Source organism: Nocardia arseniciresistens (assembly GCF_046764875.1).
Taxonomy (GTDB): Bacteria; Actinomycetota; Actinomycetes; order Mycobacteriales; family Mycobacteriaceae; genus Nocardia; species Nocardia arseniciresistens.
The window spans coordinates 125,014-142,911 of sequence record NZ_JBKORD010000015.1 but is presented as its reverse complement, the minus strand read 5'-3'; the positions used below and the strand labels follow the sequence as shown (position 1 = coordinate 142,911).

The following is a 17,898-nucleotide window of genomic DNA, read 5'->3' as shown; positions in this document are numbered from 1 at the left end:
GACACGGATGCGCGCGAATCCCCATTATCGGATGCCACGGCCGCGATGATGAGGCCTATGGCGACCGAAATCATCTCCGTGACCTGGAAAGACCATCCCGAGGAACATGATTATCCCGCGGCGGCGGACTACCTGGAGCTGCTGGCCGAACCGGAAGTCGTCGACGCCGTCGTCGCGGAACTGCGCGACGCGCCGATCGTGCACAAGAAGGCCAAGGACCTCCTGCGTGCCGCCGGACTGGAACTGCTCGGTGCCGAGAATCCGCACGTTCGACGGGATCTCATCAAGATCAATAACGGCACTGCACTTTCGCCGATCCTGCTGGTGCGCGGCGACTTCCGCACCGGTGTACCGATGGTGATCGCCGACGGCTACCACCGGGTGTGCGCCATCCACTGGGCCGACGAGAACATCGAGATTCCCGCGAAAATCGCCGCCCTGCGGTGACGTTCTCGACCCTGGCCCTTGTCATCGCGCTCGGTTTGTGCGGACCGATATTCGCCTTGCGCCGGTCCTGGCACCTACCGGTAATTCTGGGTGAGTTGGTCGCCGGAATCATTTTCGGCAGTACCGGTTTCGGTGTACTGCACACCTCTGATCCGATGTTCACCTTCCTGGCGGACATGGGTTTCGCGGTGGTCATGTTCGTGGCGGGGGCCCACGTCCCGGTGCGGGATCCTGTCGTGCGAACGGCACTCGGGATCGGTGGCCTGCGTGCCGTGATTGTCGGATTACGCGCCGTGGCAGCGGGTTTCGGTATAGCCCACTGGTTCGGCACCGGGCACGGCGCCATCTACGCGGTGCTCATGGCGTCCTCGTCGGCAGCGCTGGCGCTACCGATCATCGACTCACTCGGCATGCATGGTAGGCCGGTCCTCGCGCTGACGGCCCAGGTCGCCATCGCCGATACCGCGTGTGTGGTCGCGTTGCCGCTCGTCATCGATCCCGCCAACGCGGGCCGCGCGGCAATCGGCGCCATCGCGGTCGCCGCGGCGGCCGCCGCCCTGTTCCTGGTTTTGCGGCAGCTGGAGCTCTCAGGCACCCGACGCCGCGTGCATCGACTATCGGAGGACCGCTCCTTCGCACTGGAGCTGCGGGTGAGTCTCGCGGCACTCTTCGCGCTGTGCGCGCTGGCCACCCAGACTCATGTGTCGATCATGTTGGCAGGCTTCGCCGCCGGGCTCGCGGTTGCCGGAATCGGGGAACCTCGCCGGGTCGCCAGGCAGCTCTTCGCCATCAACGACGGCTTTCTCGGTCCATTGTTCTTCGTCTGGCTCGGCGCTCGGCTCAATCTGCGCGAGTTGGGCGAGCACCCCCGACTCATCGGGCTCGGACTACTCCTCGGCGCGGGAGCCGTCCTCGTGCACCTGGCGACCAGAGCCATCGGGCAGCCACTCCCCCTCGGCGCGCTCGCTGCGGCACAGATCGGTGTGCCGGTCGCGGCGGTAACCGTCGGCACGCAGCTGCACGTCCTGGTACCTGGAGAATCATCGGCTCTGATGCTCGGTGCGCTGTGCACGATCGCCGCGGCCGCGCTAGCGGCGAGCCGGATCGCGGGCACCACGAGGGCCGATAAGTAGCGGCCGGGGTTCAGTCGTCTTCACGGCCGAGTAGCCGATCGGTCTCCCGGCGTTCACGTTTGGTCGGCCGACCGGAACCACGGTCGCGGCGCGGCATCGTCGCGAGGATCTCGCGGGACGGCGGCGGCGGGCTGTGGTCGATGAAGCATTGCGCGGCAATCGGGGGACCGACACGTTTGGTGACGATTCGCTCCACGATCACAATGCGCTCGATACCACCGGCGCGGATGCGAACCTCATCGCCGGGGCGTACGGGCTGGGCAGGCTTGGCCGCGGCGCCATTGACGCGGACGTGCCCTCCACGACACGCCTCAGCGGCCGCGGACCTCGTTTTGAACAGACGCACCGCCCACGTCCACGAGTCGACTCGCGCCTGTGTCGCGGCGGTTTTGGTGCCGGGTACGGCTTGGGCCACCCGTTAGACGATACGGCGCGCCGTAACGACCATGTCGGGACGCAGGGTGGTGTAGGTAACAGGGTCACCCGACTGGACCGCGTTGAGCAGCTTGCCGTCGCCCGCGTACATCCCGACGTGGCCGCCGCCGTTGGTCACGACGATGTCACCCGGCTGCAGGTCCTGGAACGCCACCGGCGCGCCGACGTGCGACTGCTCGAAGCTGGTGCGCGGCAGATCGACTCCGGCCTGACGGTAGGCCCACTGGACCAGTCCCGAGCAGTCGAAGCTGTAGGGTCCTGCGGCACCCCAGGAGTACTGGGCGCCGACCTTGGTCTTGGCGGCGTCGAATGCGATGTTCGCAGGAGTCGCCGGGGCTGCCTGGAACATCCCCTGAAGATTGGGCGCACCGAAGCTGGGCAACTGCATCTGCGGTGCGGACATGCCCTGCTGTGGCGCGGGCATCGCGGTCATCGCCTGCTGAATCTGCTGGTTGAGCTGCTGAACCGGCTGCTCGAACCCCTGCGGGACCGGGACGTCGAAGTCTCCGATACCGGGGATATTGATGGTTGCGGCCATCGCCGGGATCGCGGGCATCGCACCAGTCGATGCGGCCACTGCGCCCATGACGAGGGCACCCTTGACGGAATTCGGTAGCCGAGAATCCCGCTGCAAGCTGTGTTTACCCACCGAGCTGAGTCTCCGATCTTCCTACTCACCCGCCGACCGGATCAGCTGACGGGCCAAGATCGGCCCTACCTCAGACGAAACCTGTAGGTCCCCGGCACGACGACCGAGACATGTTGGCCCCGACAGCCGATTAGGCGGTGACTCCCTGGCGCCGTTTCTCTTACGAAGCGACAGACTCCATGAAGTCACGAAGAGATTACGATGCGGGCGCGGTGTTGTCCAGCGCACAGGCCAGTGCGTTTTGTGGTCTCGGCAAATTGCCTGTACGAGCGGCCGAAAAGGCGACACGCCCGACTGATCACGACACGATATCGGCGATTGCGAACCCGTTATCCAATCGAAAGTCGCGGGCGGATCCGGTAGTGCGCGATCAGAATTCGGACGCTCGCCCAAGATCATCGCCGGGCCGCTCGGCCGACGACCGCTCCAGTCTGTCGATACGGCGGCGCGCCTCGGCAAGTTCGAGCTCGAGCCGACCGAGCGCTATGACCAGCGGCCCGACCGCCAGATCGGCGACAAGCTGCGGATCGTCGAGACCACTCTCGATCGCCTCCAGGATGTTGGAGCGGATGCGTTCGGCCACCGTCGCTCCGGCAGGCACGTTCCAGGATGCGACCACCTCAGCGGAGTTGTCTGGAGCGGATTCCTCGGACATGCCCCTCCGTCCCGCGCTGGATCGTAGACCGAACGGCCACCAGCGTAGAGATTTTCGCGGTGATAGCAACAGTGCAATAAACCAAGCCCTCGATTAGCGACGCTAGCAATATCTAGGACGCGTGGTAGACATCCGCAGATTTATAGGAGATGACACGCTACGGTGTGTGGGCATGGACCCCGTGCGGAATCCGTATGCCCCAGGAGCCGGACAGCGCCCACCCGAACTGGCCGGGCGCGATAAGCAACTCACTGCTTTCGACATTGTGCTGGAACGCGTCGCGCGCGGCAGGCCGGAGCGCAGCGTCATGCTCACCGGGTTGCGTGGGGTCGGAAAAACGGTGCTGCTCAACCAACTTCGCTCCGCCGCGGTCTCCCACGGTTGGGGCACCGGGAAAATCGAGGCGCGCCCGGATCAAGAACTGCGCCGTCCACTGTCCTCGGCACTGCACATGGCGGTCCGCGCGATCGCCATGGCGCACCGCAATCCGGAGCGGGTCGACGACTTCCTCGGCATCCTCAAGGCTTTCGCGCTGCGCTCCACCGCCGACAAGGGCATGCGGGAGCGCTGGCAGCCGGGCATCGACGTGCCCGCGGTAATCGGTCGGGCCGATTCCGGCGATATCGAAATCGATCTCATCGAACTATTCAAGGAGGCGGCCGCGCTCGCCAGCGACATCGGCGTCGGCATCGCGATCTTCATCGACGAGATGCAGGACCTCGGCCCCGAGGACATCTCCGCCATCTGCGGCGCCTGCCACGAATTGAGCCAGGACGCAGCGCCACTCATAGTTGTCGGGGCGGGCCTTCCGCATCTGCCCGCGGTGCTTTCCGCGTCGAAGAGCTACTCGGAGCGACTGTTCAGCTATCACCGCATCGACAGGTTGGACCGCGAATCGGCGGACCAGGCGCTGATTGCGCCCGCCGAGCGTGAAGAAGTGAAATTCACCGACGAGGCACTGGATTCGCTGTACCAAAAGGCCGACGGCTACCCCTATTTCGTGCAGGCTTACGGCAAGGCGGCCTGGGATCAGGCGCCGGAGAGCCCGATCGGCATCCAGGATGTCGAGGTGGCCGCGCCGACCGCCGAGGAGGAACTGGCCGTCGGCTTCTTCGGCTCTCGCTATGAACGCGCAACACCTGCCGAGCGCGAATACATGCGCGCGATGGCGGATCTGGCAGGAGACGACGGTCCGGTGGCGACCGCCGCGGTCGCCACCGAACTCGGCCGCAAACCGGCCTCGCTTTCGCCTGCCCGCGACGGACTGATCAAGAAGGGGCTGATCTATTCGGCCGAGCGCGGCACCATCGGTTTCACGGTGCCGCACTTCGGTCGCTATCTGCGCAGCGTCTGATCAATAGGCGTACCTCCGCCTTCGCTCCGGCCATGCGCGACGTACCTCCGCCTCCGCTCCGACCGTGCGCGGCGTACCTTTGGCCTTCGCTACGGCAATGGGCGGTCCAAGGACGGACTTCGTGCGGCTGCGTCGATCAGAAATCCATGGGCCGATAGACCTACCGGCGGGTAACTAAAGTTTCTACACTCGAATGTGACCCTGATCACCTCCGAGGAGGAACTCCATGGCGACCACCACGAAAGTCGACGCGACCGAAGAACAGGCCCGGACACTGGTCGAGGAATCTCGCGAAACCAGTTGGGTCAAACCATCGTTCGCCAAGGAGATGTTCCTCGGGCGCTTCCGGCTCGACCTGATTCACCCCTACCCACAACCCAGCGACGAGGACGCCGCGCGCACCGAGGCCTACCTGGCCCGGCTCCGGCCGTTCTGCGAGAAGATCGACGGCGCCGTGATCGAAGCGGAGTCCCGAATCCCGGACGAGTACGTGAAGGGCCTCGCCGAACTCGGCTGCTTCGGCCTGAAGATCTCGGAAGAGCATGGTGGCCAGGGACTTTCCCAGGTCGGCTACAACCGGGCGTTGATGCTGATCGGCTCGGCGCACCCCGCCCTCGGGGTGCTGCTTTCGGCGCACCAATCCATCGGTGTCCCCGAGCCGCTGAAGCTGGCGGGCACCGCCGAGCAGAAGGCCGAGTTCTTGCCACGCTGCGCGGCCGGCGCGGTCAGCGCCTTCCTGCTCACCGAACCCGACGTCGGCTCCGACCCGGCCAGGATGGCGAGCACCGCGACCCCGACCGAGGACGGCGAGGCCTACGAGCTCAATGGCGTCAAGCTGTGGACCACCAATGGCGTCGTCGCCGAACTACTGGTGGTGATGGCACGGGTGCCGAAGAGCGAGGGGCATCGCGGCGGCATTTCGGCGTTCATCGTCGAGGCCGATTCGCCGGGGATCACGGTGGAACGGCGTAATTCGTTCATGGGCCTGCACGGCATCGAGAACGGCGTGACAAGGATGCACAACGTCCGCGTCCCCAAGCGCAACCTGGTCGGCCGCGAGGGTGACGGCCTGAAGATCGCGCTCACCACGCTCAACGCCGGCCGCCTCGCCATCCCCGCGCTGTGCACGGCAGCGTCGAAGTGGTCGCTGAAGATCGCGCGGGAATGGAGCACCCAGCGGGTGCAGTGGGGTAGGCCGGTCGGCGAGCACGCCGCCGTCGGCGCGAAGCTCTCGTTCATCGCGGCCACCACCTACGCGCTGGAAGCGTCGCTGGATTTGTCCGCGACGATGTGCGATGAGGGCCGCAACGACATCCGGATCGAGGCGGCGCTCGCGAAACTCTGGGCCAGCGAAATGAGCTGCCGGATCGCCGATGAACTCGTGCAGATCCGAGGTGGGCGCGGCTACGAGACGGCCGCTTCGCTCAAGGCGCGCGGCGAACGTGCGGTCGGCGCAGAGCAGTTGGTCCGCGATCTGCGGATCAACCGCATCTTCGAGGGCTCGAGCGAAATCATGCGACTGCTGATCGCCAGGGAAATGGCCGACGCGCACATGTCGGCCGCTGGTGCGCTCGTCGATCGCAACGCGGAGTTCAAGGCCAAGGCCAAGGCCGCGGTCGGTGCGACCGGGTTCTATGCCAAGTGGTTCCCGCAGCTCGCCGTCGGCGCGGGCACCGTGCCCGCGACCTATGCCGAATTCGGACCGCTGGCACGGCATCTGCGTTTCGTCGAGCGCAGTTCACGCAAGCAGGCCAGATCGCTGATGTACGCGATGGGCCGCTGGCAGGCAGGTCTGGAGTACCGGCAGAACTTCCTCGGCAGGATCGTCGATATCGGCGCGGAGCTGTTCGCGATCTCGGCGGCGTGCGTACGAGCCAAGGCACTGCGCGCCGCGGGCGCCGAAGAAGCCACGGCCGCGGAGGAACTCGCCGATACGTTCAGCAGACAGTCACGAGTGCGGGTGCGCGAACTGTTCGACGCACTGTGGGACAACACCGACGACGAGGACAGCGCTCGCACCCGCGGCGTGCTCGATGGTCGCTACCGCTGGCTGGAAGACGGCGTGCTCGATCCCAGCGAGGGCACCGGGCCGTGGATCTCCGAATGGCAGGTGGGTCCGTCGACCGAGGCGAACCTGATACGCCCGTTCTTGCCCTCCACCAGAACCCACGCGTAATCACGCACGGGTAGTCGCGGCCTCGATCGGCCGCACATCGACGTCGCGCCGGTAAGCCCGAACCACCAGCGCGACCTCGGGTGCGGTCGATCGCACTTTCTGCCTGAGTCTTGGAAAATAACTAGATATACGAAGAAGGTCGATATGGCGGGGATGACCGTTCGATAACAAAATCTAGGGGGCTCTAGGGAACCGGCCGACCCACCGATACTCGGCGAGCCGAGCAGGCGATCATGCGCGTCTACGCGGATCTAGCGTTTGACCTATCTTTTCGTAGATTCGCCGATCGAGGTCCGAGCAGGCCCAGGGCGATGTCGATCACCGGCGTCAGTTGCGCATCGTGTGCATAACGGCAGGTATGAGGCGCTAACGCGAAGGAAACAACTATCGACAACCGGGCAAGAGCACTTAGGTCCCAAGGTGACCCGATAGTCCAGGAGAACCTTATGTCCACGATCATCGCCCGCTTCGCCGCCGACCATGACGGCCACCGCATAACGGTCTCGGCCGACGACGGCATCCCGATTTCGGTCCGCACCTTCGGAACCGACACCGCGCCGCTGACCGTGATCTTCGTGCACGGACATTGCCTGCGCACCGAATCCTGGTTTTTCCTGCGCGACGAACTGTTGCGCCAGTGGGGATCCGATACCCGGATGGTCTTCTACGACCATCGCGGCCACGGGGAATCGGGCGTCGCCGATCCCGCGAGCTACACCATCGACCAACTCGGGCACGACCTCGACGCCGTGCTGCGCGCGGTGGTTCCGACCGGCCCGATCATCCTGGTCGGCCATTCCATGGGCGCCATGGTCACCCTCGCCTACGCCCGCCTGTTCCCCGAGGCGATCGGCACTCGCGTGGTCGGCGTCGGCCTGATCGCGGGCGCCGCCAACGGCATCACCGAGGTCGGCCTCGGCCGCTTCCTGCACCGTCGCGCGGTGAGCTCGCTACAGGTAGCCGTGCTGCGGGCACCGCGGGTCATGCAGGCATCCAAGCGGCTGTCCCGCCGGATCTGCGAGCCGATCATTCGCGAGGCGAATTTCGGAACAAGGAAGGTCAACCCGAGAATGATCGCGGTCGCGACGGCGATGCTGAACGACACCCCGCTGCTGACTATGTCGAGCTTCCTCGTCTCGCTGATCAACTTCGACGAGACCGCGACGCTGCACCGGCTCGGCACCATCCCGGCACTGGTGCTCGCCGGTTCCGCGGACATCGTGGTGCCGTTCGCGCATTCGGTGGTGCTCGCCTCACAACTGGCCGGATCCGAGCTCGTCCGACTCGAGGGCGCGGGCCACAACGTGATGATGGAACGCGCGGAGGAAGTGGCGCAGTCCATCGTCGGACTCGTCGAGCGAGTCTTCGCCGGTATGCGCGGACAGGGGCCGGAGTACGCCGCGGTCAGCTGAGCCGGCGCCGATCCGCGCCCTGGCAACATTTGAGCGAACCGCCGAATCACATCCCGACGAGCCAAATCACGATTACTCACGTACTGTGTTGGAGATCACGTTGTGTGGTGAGTCACACAGCTTGGTGCGGCACGTTCCGAGGCAGATTCTGGAAAGACCGCTGTGCACCGAGTTCGTATGTCCGCCAAGGAACACAGGAGGTAACGATGCCCCGCAGCGATATCGCGGAACTCCGCTACGCCGTCGGCCAGCTCCGGCAATCCATCGGCGCACTGCGCTCCAACTATGGCGACGCAAACACCGTTCGACGATTGGAGAACGACCTCGAGCGGCTCGTCATCGACGCCGATGAGCTCGAGCAGTCGCCGCCGCCGGAGGTCACCCGCCGACCCGAGGACACCATCTATGTCCCGGACAGCAAGTCGGACGAGGCGGCCTGGATGGGCGCGCAGGACGAGGGCCTCGGCTTCCACTCCCGCCCGCGCACGAAGTAGACCGCGCACCCACAAGCAGTACTTGCTGGTCGCCGCCCGGAGCAGCATCGGGCGGCATTACCGTGCGTCTCAGGCTCGGTGTCTGCCGAATCGACGGGGACGAGAGCCGTGAAAGCGGGCGCCGAGCGGCGCGGTCGCGACCGGAGTCGTGCCCGCCGATTCGAAGAGGGCCGCGATGCCGTGATCGTGGCCGAGCGCGATCGCTTCCAGCCCGTAGCGCCCCTCGGTGCGCGCCAATTCGTGCAGCATCGTGGTCATGATGCGCAGGCCGGTGGCACCGACCGGGTGGCCGAGAGCTATCGCCGAGCCGTTGACGTTGAGCCGGTCGCTGGTATCGAGATCCCATTCCCTTGCCAGCGCGAGCACCTCGACGGCGAACCCCTCGTTGACCTCGACCAGATCGATATCGTCGAGGGTGCGGCCGGTCCGGCCGAGCAACTTGGCGACGGCGGGCGCCGCACCCAGAGTCGCTGCGCCGGAATCACATCCGGCGGCTGCCCAGCCGACGAGATAGGCGATCGGGGACAGGCCGAGGTCCTCGAGCCGATCTTCGGCAACGACCAGGCAGGCCGCGGCACCGTGCCGATGAGCGCTCATGTTCCCGGTGGTGACGACGCCATCGGAGATCAGCGGGCGCAGCTCGGCCAGGGTGCGCGTCGAGACATCCGCTCGCACACCTTCGTCACGCAAAATCTGATGCCGTGCCGCGGTGTCGGTGACGGAATCGGACCAGTCGTGGCCCTCCTGCACCACGCCGACCGGAATCACCTCGGCGCTGAAGTGGCCTTGCCGCCACGCGCGGGCGGCCTTGTGATGGCTGGCCACCGCGAAATCATCGGCTTCGACCCTACCGATCCCGTAATAGCGGGCCAGGTCTTCGGCATTGGCAAGATCGCCCCGGATCAGGTCACCATTGCCGGCGGCGGATTCCACCCCGCCCGCGACCACCACATCGGCGGCACCGGTCTGCACCATCATCGCCGCGGTGATCACCGCCTGTAGGCCGCTGCCGCAGCGGCGATCGGTGAGAAAACCCGGAACGGCGAAGGGCAACCCGGCGCCGCGGGCCGCGAGCCTGCTCAGCTCGGGCGTGCTGGTCGCGCCGCTATCAATGCAGGCCATCGCGACATCCTCGATGCGCATCGGGTCGATTCCGGACCGAGCGATGACCGCGGAAAGGACGGCCGAGGCAAGCCATTCCGGTGGCATTCCGGATAACGCTCCACCCTCGACTCCGCTCGGAGTTCGGGCCGGCGCCACGATCGCGGCTCGTCTCATGGTGGTGACTCCTTCCCCGGCCCGCCGGGCCGGTGCGACACACGCATCAGGCCACGTCAGCGGGTAGATCTCTGGGACAGGTCACCACAGATTTATTGCCGCCGTGTGACCATCGAACGGCCGATTATTCGACCCGGAGTCTCCTTTGTCAGAAACCCACTCGAATCACGTTCTGTTCAAGCCGAGTTCGATGCATTGCGGTCGGTTCGTCGCCGCGGGCAGCTCACTCGCGAGCTAGTCGATGTGGCGCAAATCACGGCCATTACGGCGGGTCGGTATTGCCGGGACCGCGCTCGAGTCATGCGGAAGGTGTCGTATGGTGCTCAGCATCACATTCAATTGCGGAGGGTAAAGATGACCATCCGCACAGCAGATCAGCGAGGCATCCACCAGTGAGTGCCGCACCGACCGCCACCCCGGAAACGGGGACGGGCGTCTTCAGTAAGGCAAGGGCTCGAATCTCCGAGCGCACGCTACGCACCGATCGATGGTGGGTGCCGCCGCTCGTCACCGTGCTCGGCCTCGGCGCCTTCCTCATCTATGCGACGATCAGATCGTTTGTGCGAACGGCATATTGGGTCGCGGACTACCACTACCTGACGCCGTTCTACTCGCCGTGCCTGAGCACCTCGTGCGTGGAGGGATCGACACATTTCGGCACGCCGTTCGGCGACCTACCCGCAATCGTGCCGCTCGGCTTCGTGGTGCTGCCGTTCTTGCTCGGCTTCCGGCTCACCTGCTACTACTACCGCAAGGCCTACTACCGCGCGGTGTGGTTCTCCCCGCCTGCCTGCGCCGTTGCCGAGCCACACGCCAAGTACACCGGCGAGACCCGGCTGCCGCTGATCATCCAGAACGCGCACCGCTACTTCTTCTATGTGGCGATTGTGGTTTCGCTGATCAACACCTACGACGCGATCACCGCGTTCCACGGCAAGACCGGCGGTTTCGGTTTCGGTCTCGGCAATATCGTGCTGCTCGCCAACGTGATCCTGCTGTGGGCTTACACCCTGTCGTGCCACTCGTGCAGGCATATCGCGGGCGGGCGACTCAAGCATTTCTCCGCACATCCGGTGCGGTACTGGTTCTGGACCCAGGTCTCCAAGCTGAACACCCGCCATATGGCGCTGGCCTGGACCACTCTCGGCACCCTGGTGCTTACCGACTTCTACGTGATGTTGGTTGCCAGCGAGACGATTTCGGACCTGCGGTTCATCAACTGAAGGAGTATTCGCGGCCATGCCAGAAGTGGAACGGCACAAGTACGACGTCGTCGTTATCGGTGCCGGTGGCGCCGGACTGCGCGCGGTAATCGAAGCAAGGGAACACGGCCTTTCCGTGGCGGTGGTGTGCAAGTCGTTGTTCGGCAAGGCACACACCGTGATGGCCGAGGGCGGATGCGCCGCCTCGATGGGCAATGCCAACGAAAAAGACAACTGGCAAACCCATTTCAAAGACACCATGCGCGGTGGCAAATTCCTCAACAACTGGCGCATGGCCGAGCTGCACGCCCAGGAGGCGCCCGACCGGGTATGGGAGCTGGAAACCTATGGGGCGCTGTTCGATAGGACCCCGGACGGCCGAATAAGTCAGCGCAACTTCGGTGGCCACACCTACCCGCGGCTCGCCCACGTCGGCGACCGCACCGGCCTCGAGATCATCCGCACCATGCAGCAGAAGATCGTCTCGCTGCAGCAAGAGGATTTCGCGGAAAGCGGCGACTACGAGTCACGCATCAAGGTCTTTCACGAACTCACCATCACCGAGCTGCTCAAGGATGGCGATCGGATCGCGGGCGCGTTCGGCTACTGGCGTGAATCCGGCAGATTCGTGCTGTTCGAAACGCCCGCCGTTGTGCTCGCCACCGGTGGAATCGGCAAGTCCTACAAGGTGACCTCGAATTCCTGGGAGTACACCGGGGACGGGCACGCGCTCGCACTGCGGGCCGGGGCCACGCTGATCAATATGGAGTTCTTGCAGTTCCATCCGACCGGTATGGTCTGGCCGCCGAGTGTGAAGGGCATCCTCGTCACCGAGGGTGTGCGCGGCGACGGTGGAGTGCTGAAGAACTCCGAGGGCGAGCGGTTCATGTTCGACTACATTCCGCCGGTCTTCAAGGGGCAGTACGCCGAGACTGAGGAAGAGGCCGATCAGTGGTTGCGCGACAACGATTCCGCGCGCCGCACCCCGGACCTACTGCCACGTGACGAGGTGGCCCGCGCGATCAACTCGGAGGTGAAGGCCGGTCGCGGCACCGAACATGGAGGCGTGTACCTGGATATCGCCTCGCGGCTGCCCGCCGAGGAGATCCGGCGACGACTGCCATCGATGCACCATCAGTTCAAAGAGCTCGCTGATGTGGATATTACGAAGGAGCCGATGGAAGTCGGTCCGACCTGCCACTACGTCATGGGCGGTATCGAGGTCGATCCGGACACCGGAGCGGCGACCGTACCCGGGTTGTTCGCGGCGGGCGAGTGTTCGGGCGGTATGCACGGCTCGAACCGGCTCGGCGGCAACTCGCTTTCGGACCTGCTCGTCTTCGGCCGACGGGCGGGCATGGGCGCTTCGAACTATGTCGAGCAACTGAGCGAGCGACCGGCCGTGGCCGACGCCGATCTGACCACGGCAGCGAACGCCGCTGTCGCACCGTTCGATCCGCCCGCAGCTGGCGCGGGGGAGAACCCCTACACCCTGCACACCGATTTGCAGCAGGCAATGAACGACCTGGTCGGCATCATCCGCAAAGAGCACGAACTCGAGCAGGCCATCGAACGCCTCGCCGAACTGCGTACCCGGTTCGCCGGGGTGCTTGTCGAAGGCCATCGACAGTTCAATCCCGGCTGGCATCTCGCCCTCGATCTGCGAAACATGCTGCTGGTCAGCGAATGTGTCGCGCAAGCCGCGCTATTGCGCACCGAGAGCAGGGGCGGGCACACCCGCGACGACCATCCGGGGATGGACGCCGACTGGCGCAACAGGCTGCTGGTGTGCTCGATCGACCCCGCCGATGCGAGCGAGACGGTGCCGGCGGTACGGGTCACGCCGGAAGAGCAGCTGCCGATGCGCGGTGACCTGCTCGCGCTCTTCGAGCTGACCGAGCTCGAAAAGTATTACAACTCTGACGATCTCGCCGCTCATCCGGCCGGTTCGACTACTGCCGCGAAAGGTGAGGCGTAGCAATGAGTTACGACGCCGATTTCCGCGTATGGCGCGGCGACAACGATGGTGGTGAGCTGCAGGATTTCACCGTACAGGTGAACGAGGGTGAGGTGGTGCTCGACATCATCCACCGGCTGCAGGCCACCCAGGCCCCCGATCTCGCGGTGCGCTGGAATTGCAAGGCGGGCAAATGCGGTTCGTGTTCGGCCGAAGTCAACGGGCGACCACGGCTGCTGTGCATGACACGGATGTCGACCTTCCAGCCCGAGGAACTGATCACCGTCACCCCGATGCGCGCCTTCCCGGTAGTAAGGGATCTGGTGACCGACGTGTCGTTCAACTACCAGAAGGCGAGGGAGATACCGTCGTTCACGCCGCCCGACGATCTGAAACCCGGTGACTACCGGATGAAACAGGTCGATGTGGAGCGCTCGCAGGAGTTCCGCAAGTGCATCGAGTGCTTCCTGTGCCAGGACACCTGTCACGTGGTTCGCGATCACGAGGAGAACAAGGCCGCCTTCGCCGGGCCGAGGTTCCTCATGCGGATCGCCGAACTGGAGATGCATCCGCTCGACGTCGCCGATCGCCGTGACCTCGCGCAGGACGAGCAGGGCCTCGGACTCTGCAACATCACCAAGTGCTGCACCGAGGTGTGCCCGGAGCACATCAAGATCACCGACAATGCGCTGATCCCGATGAAAGAACGAGTCGCCGATCAGAAGTACGACCCACTGGTCTGGTTGGGCAACAAGCTGTTCCGACGCTGATCGCGACGGGACAACCGGCCGGGTCGACACCCGGCCGGTCGGCGCACCCTTACAAGATAGCTACTACTCCGACAGCGACGACCCACACCAGCACTCCGACGAACAACGCCGACAAGAACGAGCCGGTGAGGACGAACACCCCCACCGCCGACACTGCGAAAAGCAGCGCGACGATCAGCCATTCCACCCAATCCCCCGGCCGCAATTTCCTGTACCGGGGGTGGGTAATTTTCAGCCCACGATCCACAAATTGTTGTCTACCCGGTATTTCGCCGGGGCAAACACACTTTCGTTGCCGAATCTCTGCCGTTTCGTGATCAACAACGGACGGCGGGTAACGCAACGCTCGTCACTCCAGCACGGCGAATTCAGCACGGCCCGGCGGGGTTGCCGCCGGGCCCGGCCTCATCTCTCAGGGGCGATCGAACTCGCCGTCGTGCACACCCGCGGTGAACGCAGCCCATTCGCCGGGGGTGAAGATCAGTACGTCACCGTCGGGGTTCTTGCCGTCGCGCAGGGCGACGTGGCCATCCTCCAGCAGGGCGACTTCGACACTGTCCTTACCCGCGCCGGTGCCTGCCTTGCGCCAAACCGCGCCTGCCAGATCAACCTGCGCGCCACGATTGATACTCACGATTCGGACTCCTTCAGAATTGGTCACTCGCCACGCGTGCAGTAAAACTGTCCCAGTCTCCCGGGCCGAACAATAGCGCGGGTCCACCGGGGTTCTTGCTGTCGCGGACGCCGACCCGGCCGCTGTCGAGGAATGCCACTTCCACGCAATCCTTGCCCGCGCCGCTGCGCGTGCTCTTGAACCATCGAGCACCAACCAGATCCGTACTCATGCCACATACTCCTTCGCTACCTGCCGCAACAGGTGCCTACTGGGTTGAATATCCAGCGCGCTGCGCCGGAGGCACTCGTGAGCCCGATCGTACCGCCGTACATCAGTGCGTCTTTCGAGGTAGAGATCCCCTGTGAAACCCTCCGCGTAAACCACCGGCGGCTCGATCGGCTGGCCCTTGCTATCGGTTCCGAACTCCAGAACCGTGAACGGTCCGGTGGAAACTCCGAGCGGAACACCGGCCGCGAACGGCAGGATACGCAGTGAAACGTTTTCGCGGGTACTGAAATCGGCAAGATGACGTAGCTGCGCCGCCATCACTTTGGCGCCACCGACCACCCTGCGCAATACCGACTCGTTGAGCACCACATCGACGGTCGCGGGGGAGACCTTCCTGGTGATCAAGGCCTGACGTTGCAGGCGCAGCTGGACGCGTCGATCCAGCTCCGCTTCGGAGTCGCCGGGGTAACCGAGCCTATTAAGCGCCATGGCGTATTCGGCGGTCTGTAGCAGGCCGAGGACCAGTTCGGATTGGTAGGAGCTCAGCTGCTGGGCGGAGGCCTCCAAACCGACATAGACATCGAAGTTTTCGGGGATCAGGTCGCCATAGGCATGCCACCAGCTCTTGACCGCCGCCTGCTGGGCGAGCCCCTTGAGACCGTCGGCGAGCTCGTCCGGTATGCCGTAAATGCGGCACAGCTCTTGGATATCTATAGTGCGGATGCGGTCGGCCTGGCCTTTTTCCAAGCGCTGCAAAGTACTTGCGCCCCACTCCATGAGCTTGGACGCCCCCGCGATGGTGAGGCCCGCCTGGGTGCGCCAGTCACGGAGATATCTGCCAAGCTGACGTCTCGGCAGGGTAGACGAGGCGCTGTCGGCGGATAGTCGGTCCGATCCCGCTGACGCTCTCACGGAACTCGTGGCTCCGGTCGACGATGCTTCCGACCTTTCCGATGTTCCCGCCGAACTCGATGACGCTCTAGCCGAACTCGCTGACGCTTCTGCTGAACTCGCTGACACAGCACGCTCCGTTCTGCGCTCGGATGCTCACCCAAGGGACACCCAGGGCGACCCACAAGCTCGGTTCCCCGTGACTTTGCTTGGGCAGAGGGCTCATTCGTCCACTATGGAGAATCCTCCCCTCCCGACTGGATTTCTTGCTGGGAATTCGCCCCAAATCTTTGGATATCCACCAAGGACGTCGCCCCGACACCGCCCCAATGGTGTGCTGGAAGTGTGCCCGGAGCCGAGCAGGCCCTGTCCCCTCCAGCTGCGAAAGCTCCGGGCACACAAACTGAATCGCACTTAGGAACGAGGAGTCATGGCTGTACATGTCATAGCGTCGTCCTTGATGACCAGCGATTTGACCTCGCATAAGGCCCGCAGCGTAGGTCAGGAGAACTGGGTGGTGTCCTATCTGCCCGGGCGCACACTGACCTGCGCGCAGGCGGTGGCAGCACTGCAGGTTGCTGAAGTTGTGCCAGCCCTTCTGGATACGATCGGTGCGCTCGCCGACGAGGTCGGCCTCACCGCACTGGAGGCCGTCGGCATGGCCGTTCGGCAATCGCCATGGGATGAGCCACCCGCCCAACATCAGCGCCGACTCCGGTCCGCCGTGCTTCGGGCAGAGGTCGCGTAATGCAACAGACCAACCTGAACATGCACGTCGCCGGGCTGCTGATCTGCGGGCGCGACCCCGGCATCATGACCAACGAACAAGCCCACGCCGCAATGCAACTGCACATCGACTGCACCGTCGATCGCTGCCGAGTCCGCCGCAGAGCCCGCACCACACTCGTCGAAGCGGGCAGGTGTGTGCTGGATCAGCGGGCGCTGCCGTATTGATCGCCGACCGGCACGAACGTCCGTTAGCGATGACGCCACACTTCGCTCGTGCCCGACACCGATCGCGGGCCGTGCGGGGCGCGTCCGCCGATGCGGGGTAGTAGCGGGTCAGTGCCAGGTGTGATCGGTGAGTGGGGTGCGCGGGCCGAACTTCGGTTTGTGCGCGAGACCGCTGATCTCCAGCAGGCGAATGGCCCGATAGCGGTGCGGACGAAGCGGTTCCAGGTATTCGACCATGGCGTCGTCGTCGATGGCGTGGCCCAACAGGGTCCAGCCGACGATCGCGGCAAGATGGAAGTCGCCGACCGACAGCGCGTCCGCGTCGCCGAGGGCACGTTGGCCGATCTCGGCCGCGGTCCACACACCGATCCCCGGCACCGTCCGCAGGCGGCGGGCGGCCTCTGCCGGATCGTGGGCGGCCACCCGTTCCAGTGCGTCCGCGAGCCGGGCCGCACGGACGATCGTTTGCGAACGTTGCGGGCCGACGTTGGCGCGATGGTAGGCCCAGGACGGTATGCGGCGCCAGGTATCAGCATCCGGGGGTAGCCGGAGGTCGGCCGGCGCGGGGCCGGGCGCTGGATCACCGAACTGCCGCACCAGCTTTCGCCAAGAGGCGCGCGCGGAGACGGTGTGCACCTTTTGTTCCAGGACCGCGGGGACCAGCGCCTCGAAGACAAGGCCGGTGCGCAGCATGCGCAGACCGGGAAATCGGCGGTGCGCCTCGGCGAGCTTCGGATGTTCGGGAACGAATTCCGACAGGTCCTCGTCCAGGCACAGCATGCCGTCGAGGCGATCGAGGAACTCCTGGGCGCCCGCACCCCACGCGTGTGCCCGCACCGAGCAAGCGTCCGACTGGACGAGTCGGTAGGTGACCGGGCCGGTCGGCATCCGCGACGCGTGCCAGTGCGCGCCGTCGATACTCACCTGATGACACGGGTCGCCGCGCCCCCGCGACAGCGGAGCGAGGGTGGGCGCGAGGTCGATGGGCCGGCCGGCGGAAACCAGTCGAGTCGACCCGTCTCGGCTCACACCCGGCTCGACCAACTGTTTGCGCACCCGTTCATTGTGCGCGGCGTGACCTCGCGTCGCCTCGCCGGTGTCGAATTACCGCGCTAGCCGTGAATGGCGCGGCGGGTGCGCGAAAACCTCACTCGTCGAGCAGGAACTGCACCAGGTGTCGGCTTTGTCGGTCGGCGAATGAGCACAGGTACAGCGGTTTCGCTGAGCGCGGAACAGGAGGCTATGCG

The 17,898-nt window shown here is 65.0% G+C and carries 20 protein-coding genes; 11 read left to right on the top strand and 9 right to left on the bottom strand.

The window, feature by feature from the left end; all coding sequences use genetic code 11:
• Nucleotides 1-69: 69 nt before the first annotated feature.
• Nucleotides 70-447 carry a hypothetical protein gene (locus ACLMAJ_RS26665; RefSeq protein WP_412016682.1) on the top strand — a complete coding sequence of 126 codons (378 nt, stop codon included), beginning with the start codon at nt 70-72 and terminating at the stop codon, nt 445-447.
• Nucleotides 444-1,580: a cation:proton antiporter gene (locus ACLMAJ_RS26660; protein ID WP_412016568.1), complete on the top strand. Its 1,137-nt coding sequence runs from the start codon at nt 444-446 to the stop codon at nt 1,578-1,580. Before ACLMAJ_RS26665 ends, ACLMAJ_RS26660 begins: the two co-directional genes overlap by 4 nt.
• Before the next feature lie 10 nt (nt 1,581-1,590).
• Here the strand turns inward: ACLMAJ_RS26660 and ACLMAJ_RS26655 are convergent, their stop codons facing one another.
• The 3 genes from ACLMAJ_RS26655 to ACLMAJ_RS26645 all read right to left on the bottom strand — a co-directional run bounded on the left by ACLMAJ_RS26655 (nt 1,591) and on the right by ACLMAJ_RS26645 (nt 3,319).
• On the bottom strand, nt 1,591-1,995 hold the full coding sequence (locus ACLMAJ_RS26655; RefSeq protein WP_412016567.1) for an RNA-binding S4 domain-containing protein: 405 nt from the start codon (nt 1,993-1,995) through the stop codon (nt 1,591-1,593).
• 3 nt (nt 1,996-1,998) lie between these two features.
• A complete protein-coding gene (locus tag ACLMAJ_RS26650; RefSeq protein WP_412016681.1) occupies nt 1,999-2,601 on the bottom strand; it encodes a C40 family peptidase in 603 nt (200 codons plus the stop codon).
• A gap of 433 nt (nt 2,602-3,034) precedes the next feature.
• Nucleotides 3,035-3,319 (bottom strand): hypothetical protein, encoded by a 285-nt coding sequence (locus ACLMAJ_RS26645; RefSeq protein ID WP_412016566.1) that lies wholly within the window; start codon nt 3,317-3,319, stop codon nt 3,035-3,037.
• 172 nt (nt 3,320-3,491) lie between these two features.
• Between ACLMAJ_RS26645 and ACLMAJ_RS26640 the strand changes: the two genes are divergently transcribed.
• From ACLMAJ_RS26640 to ACLMAJ_RS26625, 4 genes are all read left to right on the top strand, one after another.
• Nucleotides 3,492-4,673 (top strand): AAA family ATPase, encoded by a 1,182-nt coding sequence (locus tag ACLMAJ_RS26640; protein ID WP_412016565.1) that lies wholly within the window; start codon nt 3,492-3,494, stop codon nt 4,671-4,673.
• A gap of 226 nt (nt 4,674-4,899) precedes the next feature.
• Nucleotides 4,900-6,849: an acyl-CoA dehydrogenase family protein gene (locus ACLMAJ_RS26635; RefSeq protein ID WP_412016564.1), complete on the top strand. Its 1,950-nt coding sequence runs from the start codon at nt 4,900-4,902 to the stop codon at nt 6,847-6,849.
• Between the two features lie 446 nt (nt 6,850-7,295).
• Complete coding sequence (locus ACLMAJ_RS26630; RefSeq protein ID WP_412016563.1) at nt 7,296-8,261, top strand: alpha/beta fold hydrolase; 966 nt, start codon at nt 7,296-7,298, stop codon at nt 8,259-8,261.
• Nucleotides 8,262-8,467: 206 nt separating this feature from the next.
• Nucleotides 8,468-8,755 carry a hypothetical protein gene (locus tag ACLMAJ_RS26625; RefSeq protein WP_412016562.1) on the top strand — a complete coding sequence of 96 codons (288 nt, stop codon included), beginning with the start codon at nt 8,468-8,470 and terminating at the stop codon, nt 8,753-8,755.
• Between the two features lie 69 nt (nt 8,756-8,824).
• On the opposite strand, the gene ACLMAJ_RS26620 is transcribed toward ACLMAJ_RS26625, so the two are convergent.
• Nucleotides 8,825-10,033: a thiolase family protein gene (locus ACLMAJ_RS26620; protein WP_412016561.1), complete on the bottom strand. Its 1,209-nt coding sequence runs from the start codon at nt 10,031-10,033 to the stop codon at nt 8,825-8,827.
• 392 nt (nt 10,034-10,425) lie between these two features.
• Between ACLMAJ_RS26620 and ACLMAJ_RS26615 the strand changes: the two genes are divergently transcribed.
• Genes ACLMAJ_RS26615 through ACLMAJ_RS26605 form a run of 3 tightly spaced genes read left to right on the top strand, consistent with a single transcriptional unit; the run spans nt 10,426 to nt 13,962 of the window.
• Nucleotides 10,426-11,256 (top strand): hypothetical protein, encoded by an 831-nt coding sequence (locus ACLMAJ_RS26615; protein ID WP_412016560.1) that lies wholly within the window; start codon nt 10,426-10,428, stop codon nt 11,254-11,256.
• 16 nt (nt 11,257-11,272) lie between these two features.
• Complete coding sequence (locus ACLMAJ_RS26610; protein ID WP_412016559.1) at nt 11,273-13,213, top strand: fumarate reductase/succinate dehydrogenase flavoprotein subunit; 1,941 nt, start codon at nt 11,273-11,275, stop codon at nt 13,211-13,213.
• 2 nt (nt 13,214-13,215) lie between these two features.
• Entirely contained in the window at nt 13,216-13,962 is a 747-nt protein-coding gene (locus ACLMAJ_RS26605) for a succinate dehydrogenase/fumarate reductase iron-sulfur subunit (protein WP_412016558.1), read from the top strand.
• Nucleotides 13,963-14,011: 49 nt separating this feature from the next.
• On the opposite strand, the gene ACLMAJ_RS26600 is transcribed toward ACLMAJ_RS26605, so the two are convergent.
• From ACLMAJ_RS26600 to ACLMAJ_RS26585, 4 genes are all read right to left on the bottom strand, one after another.
• Nucleotides 14,012-14,149, bottom strand: coding sequence for a hypothetical protein (locus ACLMAJ_RS26600; RefSeq protein WP_412016557.1), 138 nt, complete (start codon nt 14,147-14,149; stop codon nt 14,012-14,014).
• A 225-nt stretch (nt 14,150-14,374) separates the two neighbouring features.
• Nucleotides 14,375-14,596 (bottom strand): DUF397 domain-containing protein, encoded by a 222-nt coding sequence (locus ACLMAJ_RS26595; protein WP_412016556.1) that lies wholly within the window; start codon nt 14,594-14,596, stop codon nt 14,375-14,377.
• 13 nt (nt 14,597-14,609) lie between these two features.
• Entirely contained in the window at nt 14,610-14,807 is a 198-nt protein-coding gene (locus ACLMAJ_RS26590) for a DUF397 domain-containing protein (protein WP_412016555.1), read from the bottom strand.
• Nucleotides 14,804-15,718, bottom strand: a complete 915-nt coding sequence (locus ACLMAJ_RS26585; RefSeq protein WP_412016554.1) for a helix-turn-helix domain-containing protein — start codon at nt 15,716-15,718, stop codon at nt 14,804-14,806. The genes ACLMAJ_RS26590 and ACLMAJ_RS26585 overlap by 4 nt, the downstream gene beginning before the upstream one ends.
• Before the next feature lie 439 nt (nt 15,719-16,157).
• Here ACLMAJ_RS26585 and ACLMAJ_RS26580 point away from each other — a divergent pair, with 439 nt between their 5' ends.
• Both ACLMAJ_RS26580 and ACLMAJ_RS26575 read left to right on the top strand, forming a co-directional pair.
• Entirely contained in the window at nt 16,158-16,445 is a 288-nt protein-coding gene (locus tag ACLMAJ_RS26580) for a hypothetical protein (RefSeq protein WP_412016553.1), read from the top strand.
• Nucleotides 16,445-16,651 carry a hypothetical protein gene (locus ACLMAJ_RS26575; RefSeq protein ID WP_412016552.1) on the top strand — a complete coding sequence of 69 codons (207 nt, stop codon included), beginning with the start codon at nt 16,445-16,447 and terminating at the stop codon, nt 16,649-16,651. The genes ACLMAJ_RS26580 and ACLMAJ_RS26575 overlap by 1 nt, the downstream gene beginning before the upstream one ends.
• A 108-nt stretch (nt 16,652-16,759) precedes the next feature.
• On the opposite strand, the gene ACLMAJ_RS26570 is transcribed toward ACLMAJ_RS26575, so the two are convergent.
• On the bottom strand, nt 16,760-17,707 hold the full coding sequence (locus ACLMAJ_RS26570; RefSeq protein ID WP_412016551.1) for a DNA-3-methyladenine glycosylase family protein: 948 nt from the start codon (nt 17,705-17,707) through the stop codon (nt 16,760-16,762).
• Between the last annotated feature and the right edge of the window lie 191 nt (nt 17,708-17,898).

Excerpts from the sequence above, each read along its gene's own strand:
- ACLMAJ_RS26640 (WP_412016565.1), top strand. The coding sequence starts at position 3,492 with ATGGACCCCGTGCGGAATCCGTATGCCCCAGGAGCCGGACAGCGCCCA.
- ACLMAJ_RS26605 (WP_412016558.1), top strand. The coding sequence starts at position 13,216 with ATGAGTTACGACGCCGATTTCCGCGTATGGCGCGGCGACAACGATGGT.
- ACLMAJ_RS26620 (WP_412016561.1), bottom strand. The coding sequence starts at position 10,033 with ATGAGACGAGCCGCGATCGTGGCGCCGGCCCGAACTCCGAGCGGAGTC.
- ACLMAJ_RS26650 (WP_412016681.1), bottom strand. The coding sequence starts at position 2,601 with ATGGGCGCAGTGGCCGCATCGACTGGTGCGATGCCCGCGATCCCGGCG.
- ACLMAJ_RS26625 (WP_412016562.1), top strand. The coding sequence starts at position 8,468 with ATGCCCCGCAGCGATATCGCGGAACTCCGCTACGCCGTCGGCCAGCTC.
- ACLMAJ_RS26575 (WP_412016552.1), top strand. The coding sequence starts at position 16,445 with ATGCAACAGACCAACCTGAACATGCACGTCGCCGGGCTGCTGATCTGC.
- ACLMAJ_RS26630 (WP_412016563.1), top strand. The coding sequence starts at position 7,296 with ATGTCCACGATCATCGCCCGCTTCGCCGCCGACCATGACGGCCACCGC.
- ACLMAJ_RS26610 (WP_412016559.1), top strand. The coding sequence starts at position 11,273 with ATGCCAGAAGTGGAACGGCACAAGTACGACGTCGTCGTTATCGGTGCC.
- ACLMAJ_RS26580 (WP_412016553.1), top strand. The coding sequence starts at position 16,158 with ATGACCAGCGATTTGACCTCGCATAAGGCCCGCAGCGTAGGTCAGGAG.
- ACLMAJ_RS26635 (WP_412016564.1), top strand. The coding sequence starts at position 4,900 with ATGGCGACCACCACGAAAGTCGACGCGACCGAAGAACAGGCCCGGACA.
- ACLMAJ_RS26590 (WP_412016555.1), bottom strand. The coding sequence starts at position 14,807 with ATGAGTACGGATCTGGTTGGTGCTCGATGGTTCAAGAGCACGCGCAGC.
- ACLMAJ_RS26645 (WP_412016566.1), bottom strand. The coding sequence starts at position 3,319 with ATGTCCGAGGAATCCGCTCCAGACAACTCCGCTGAGGTGGTCGCATCC.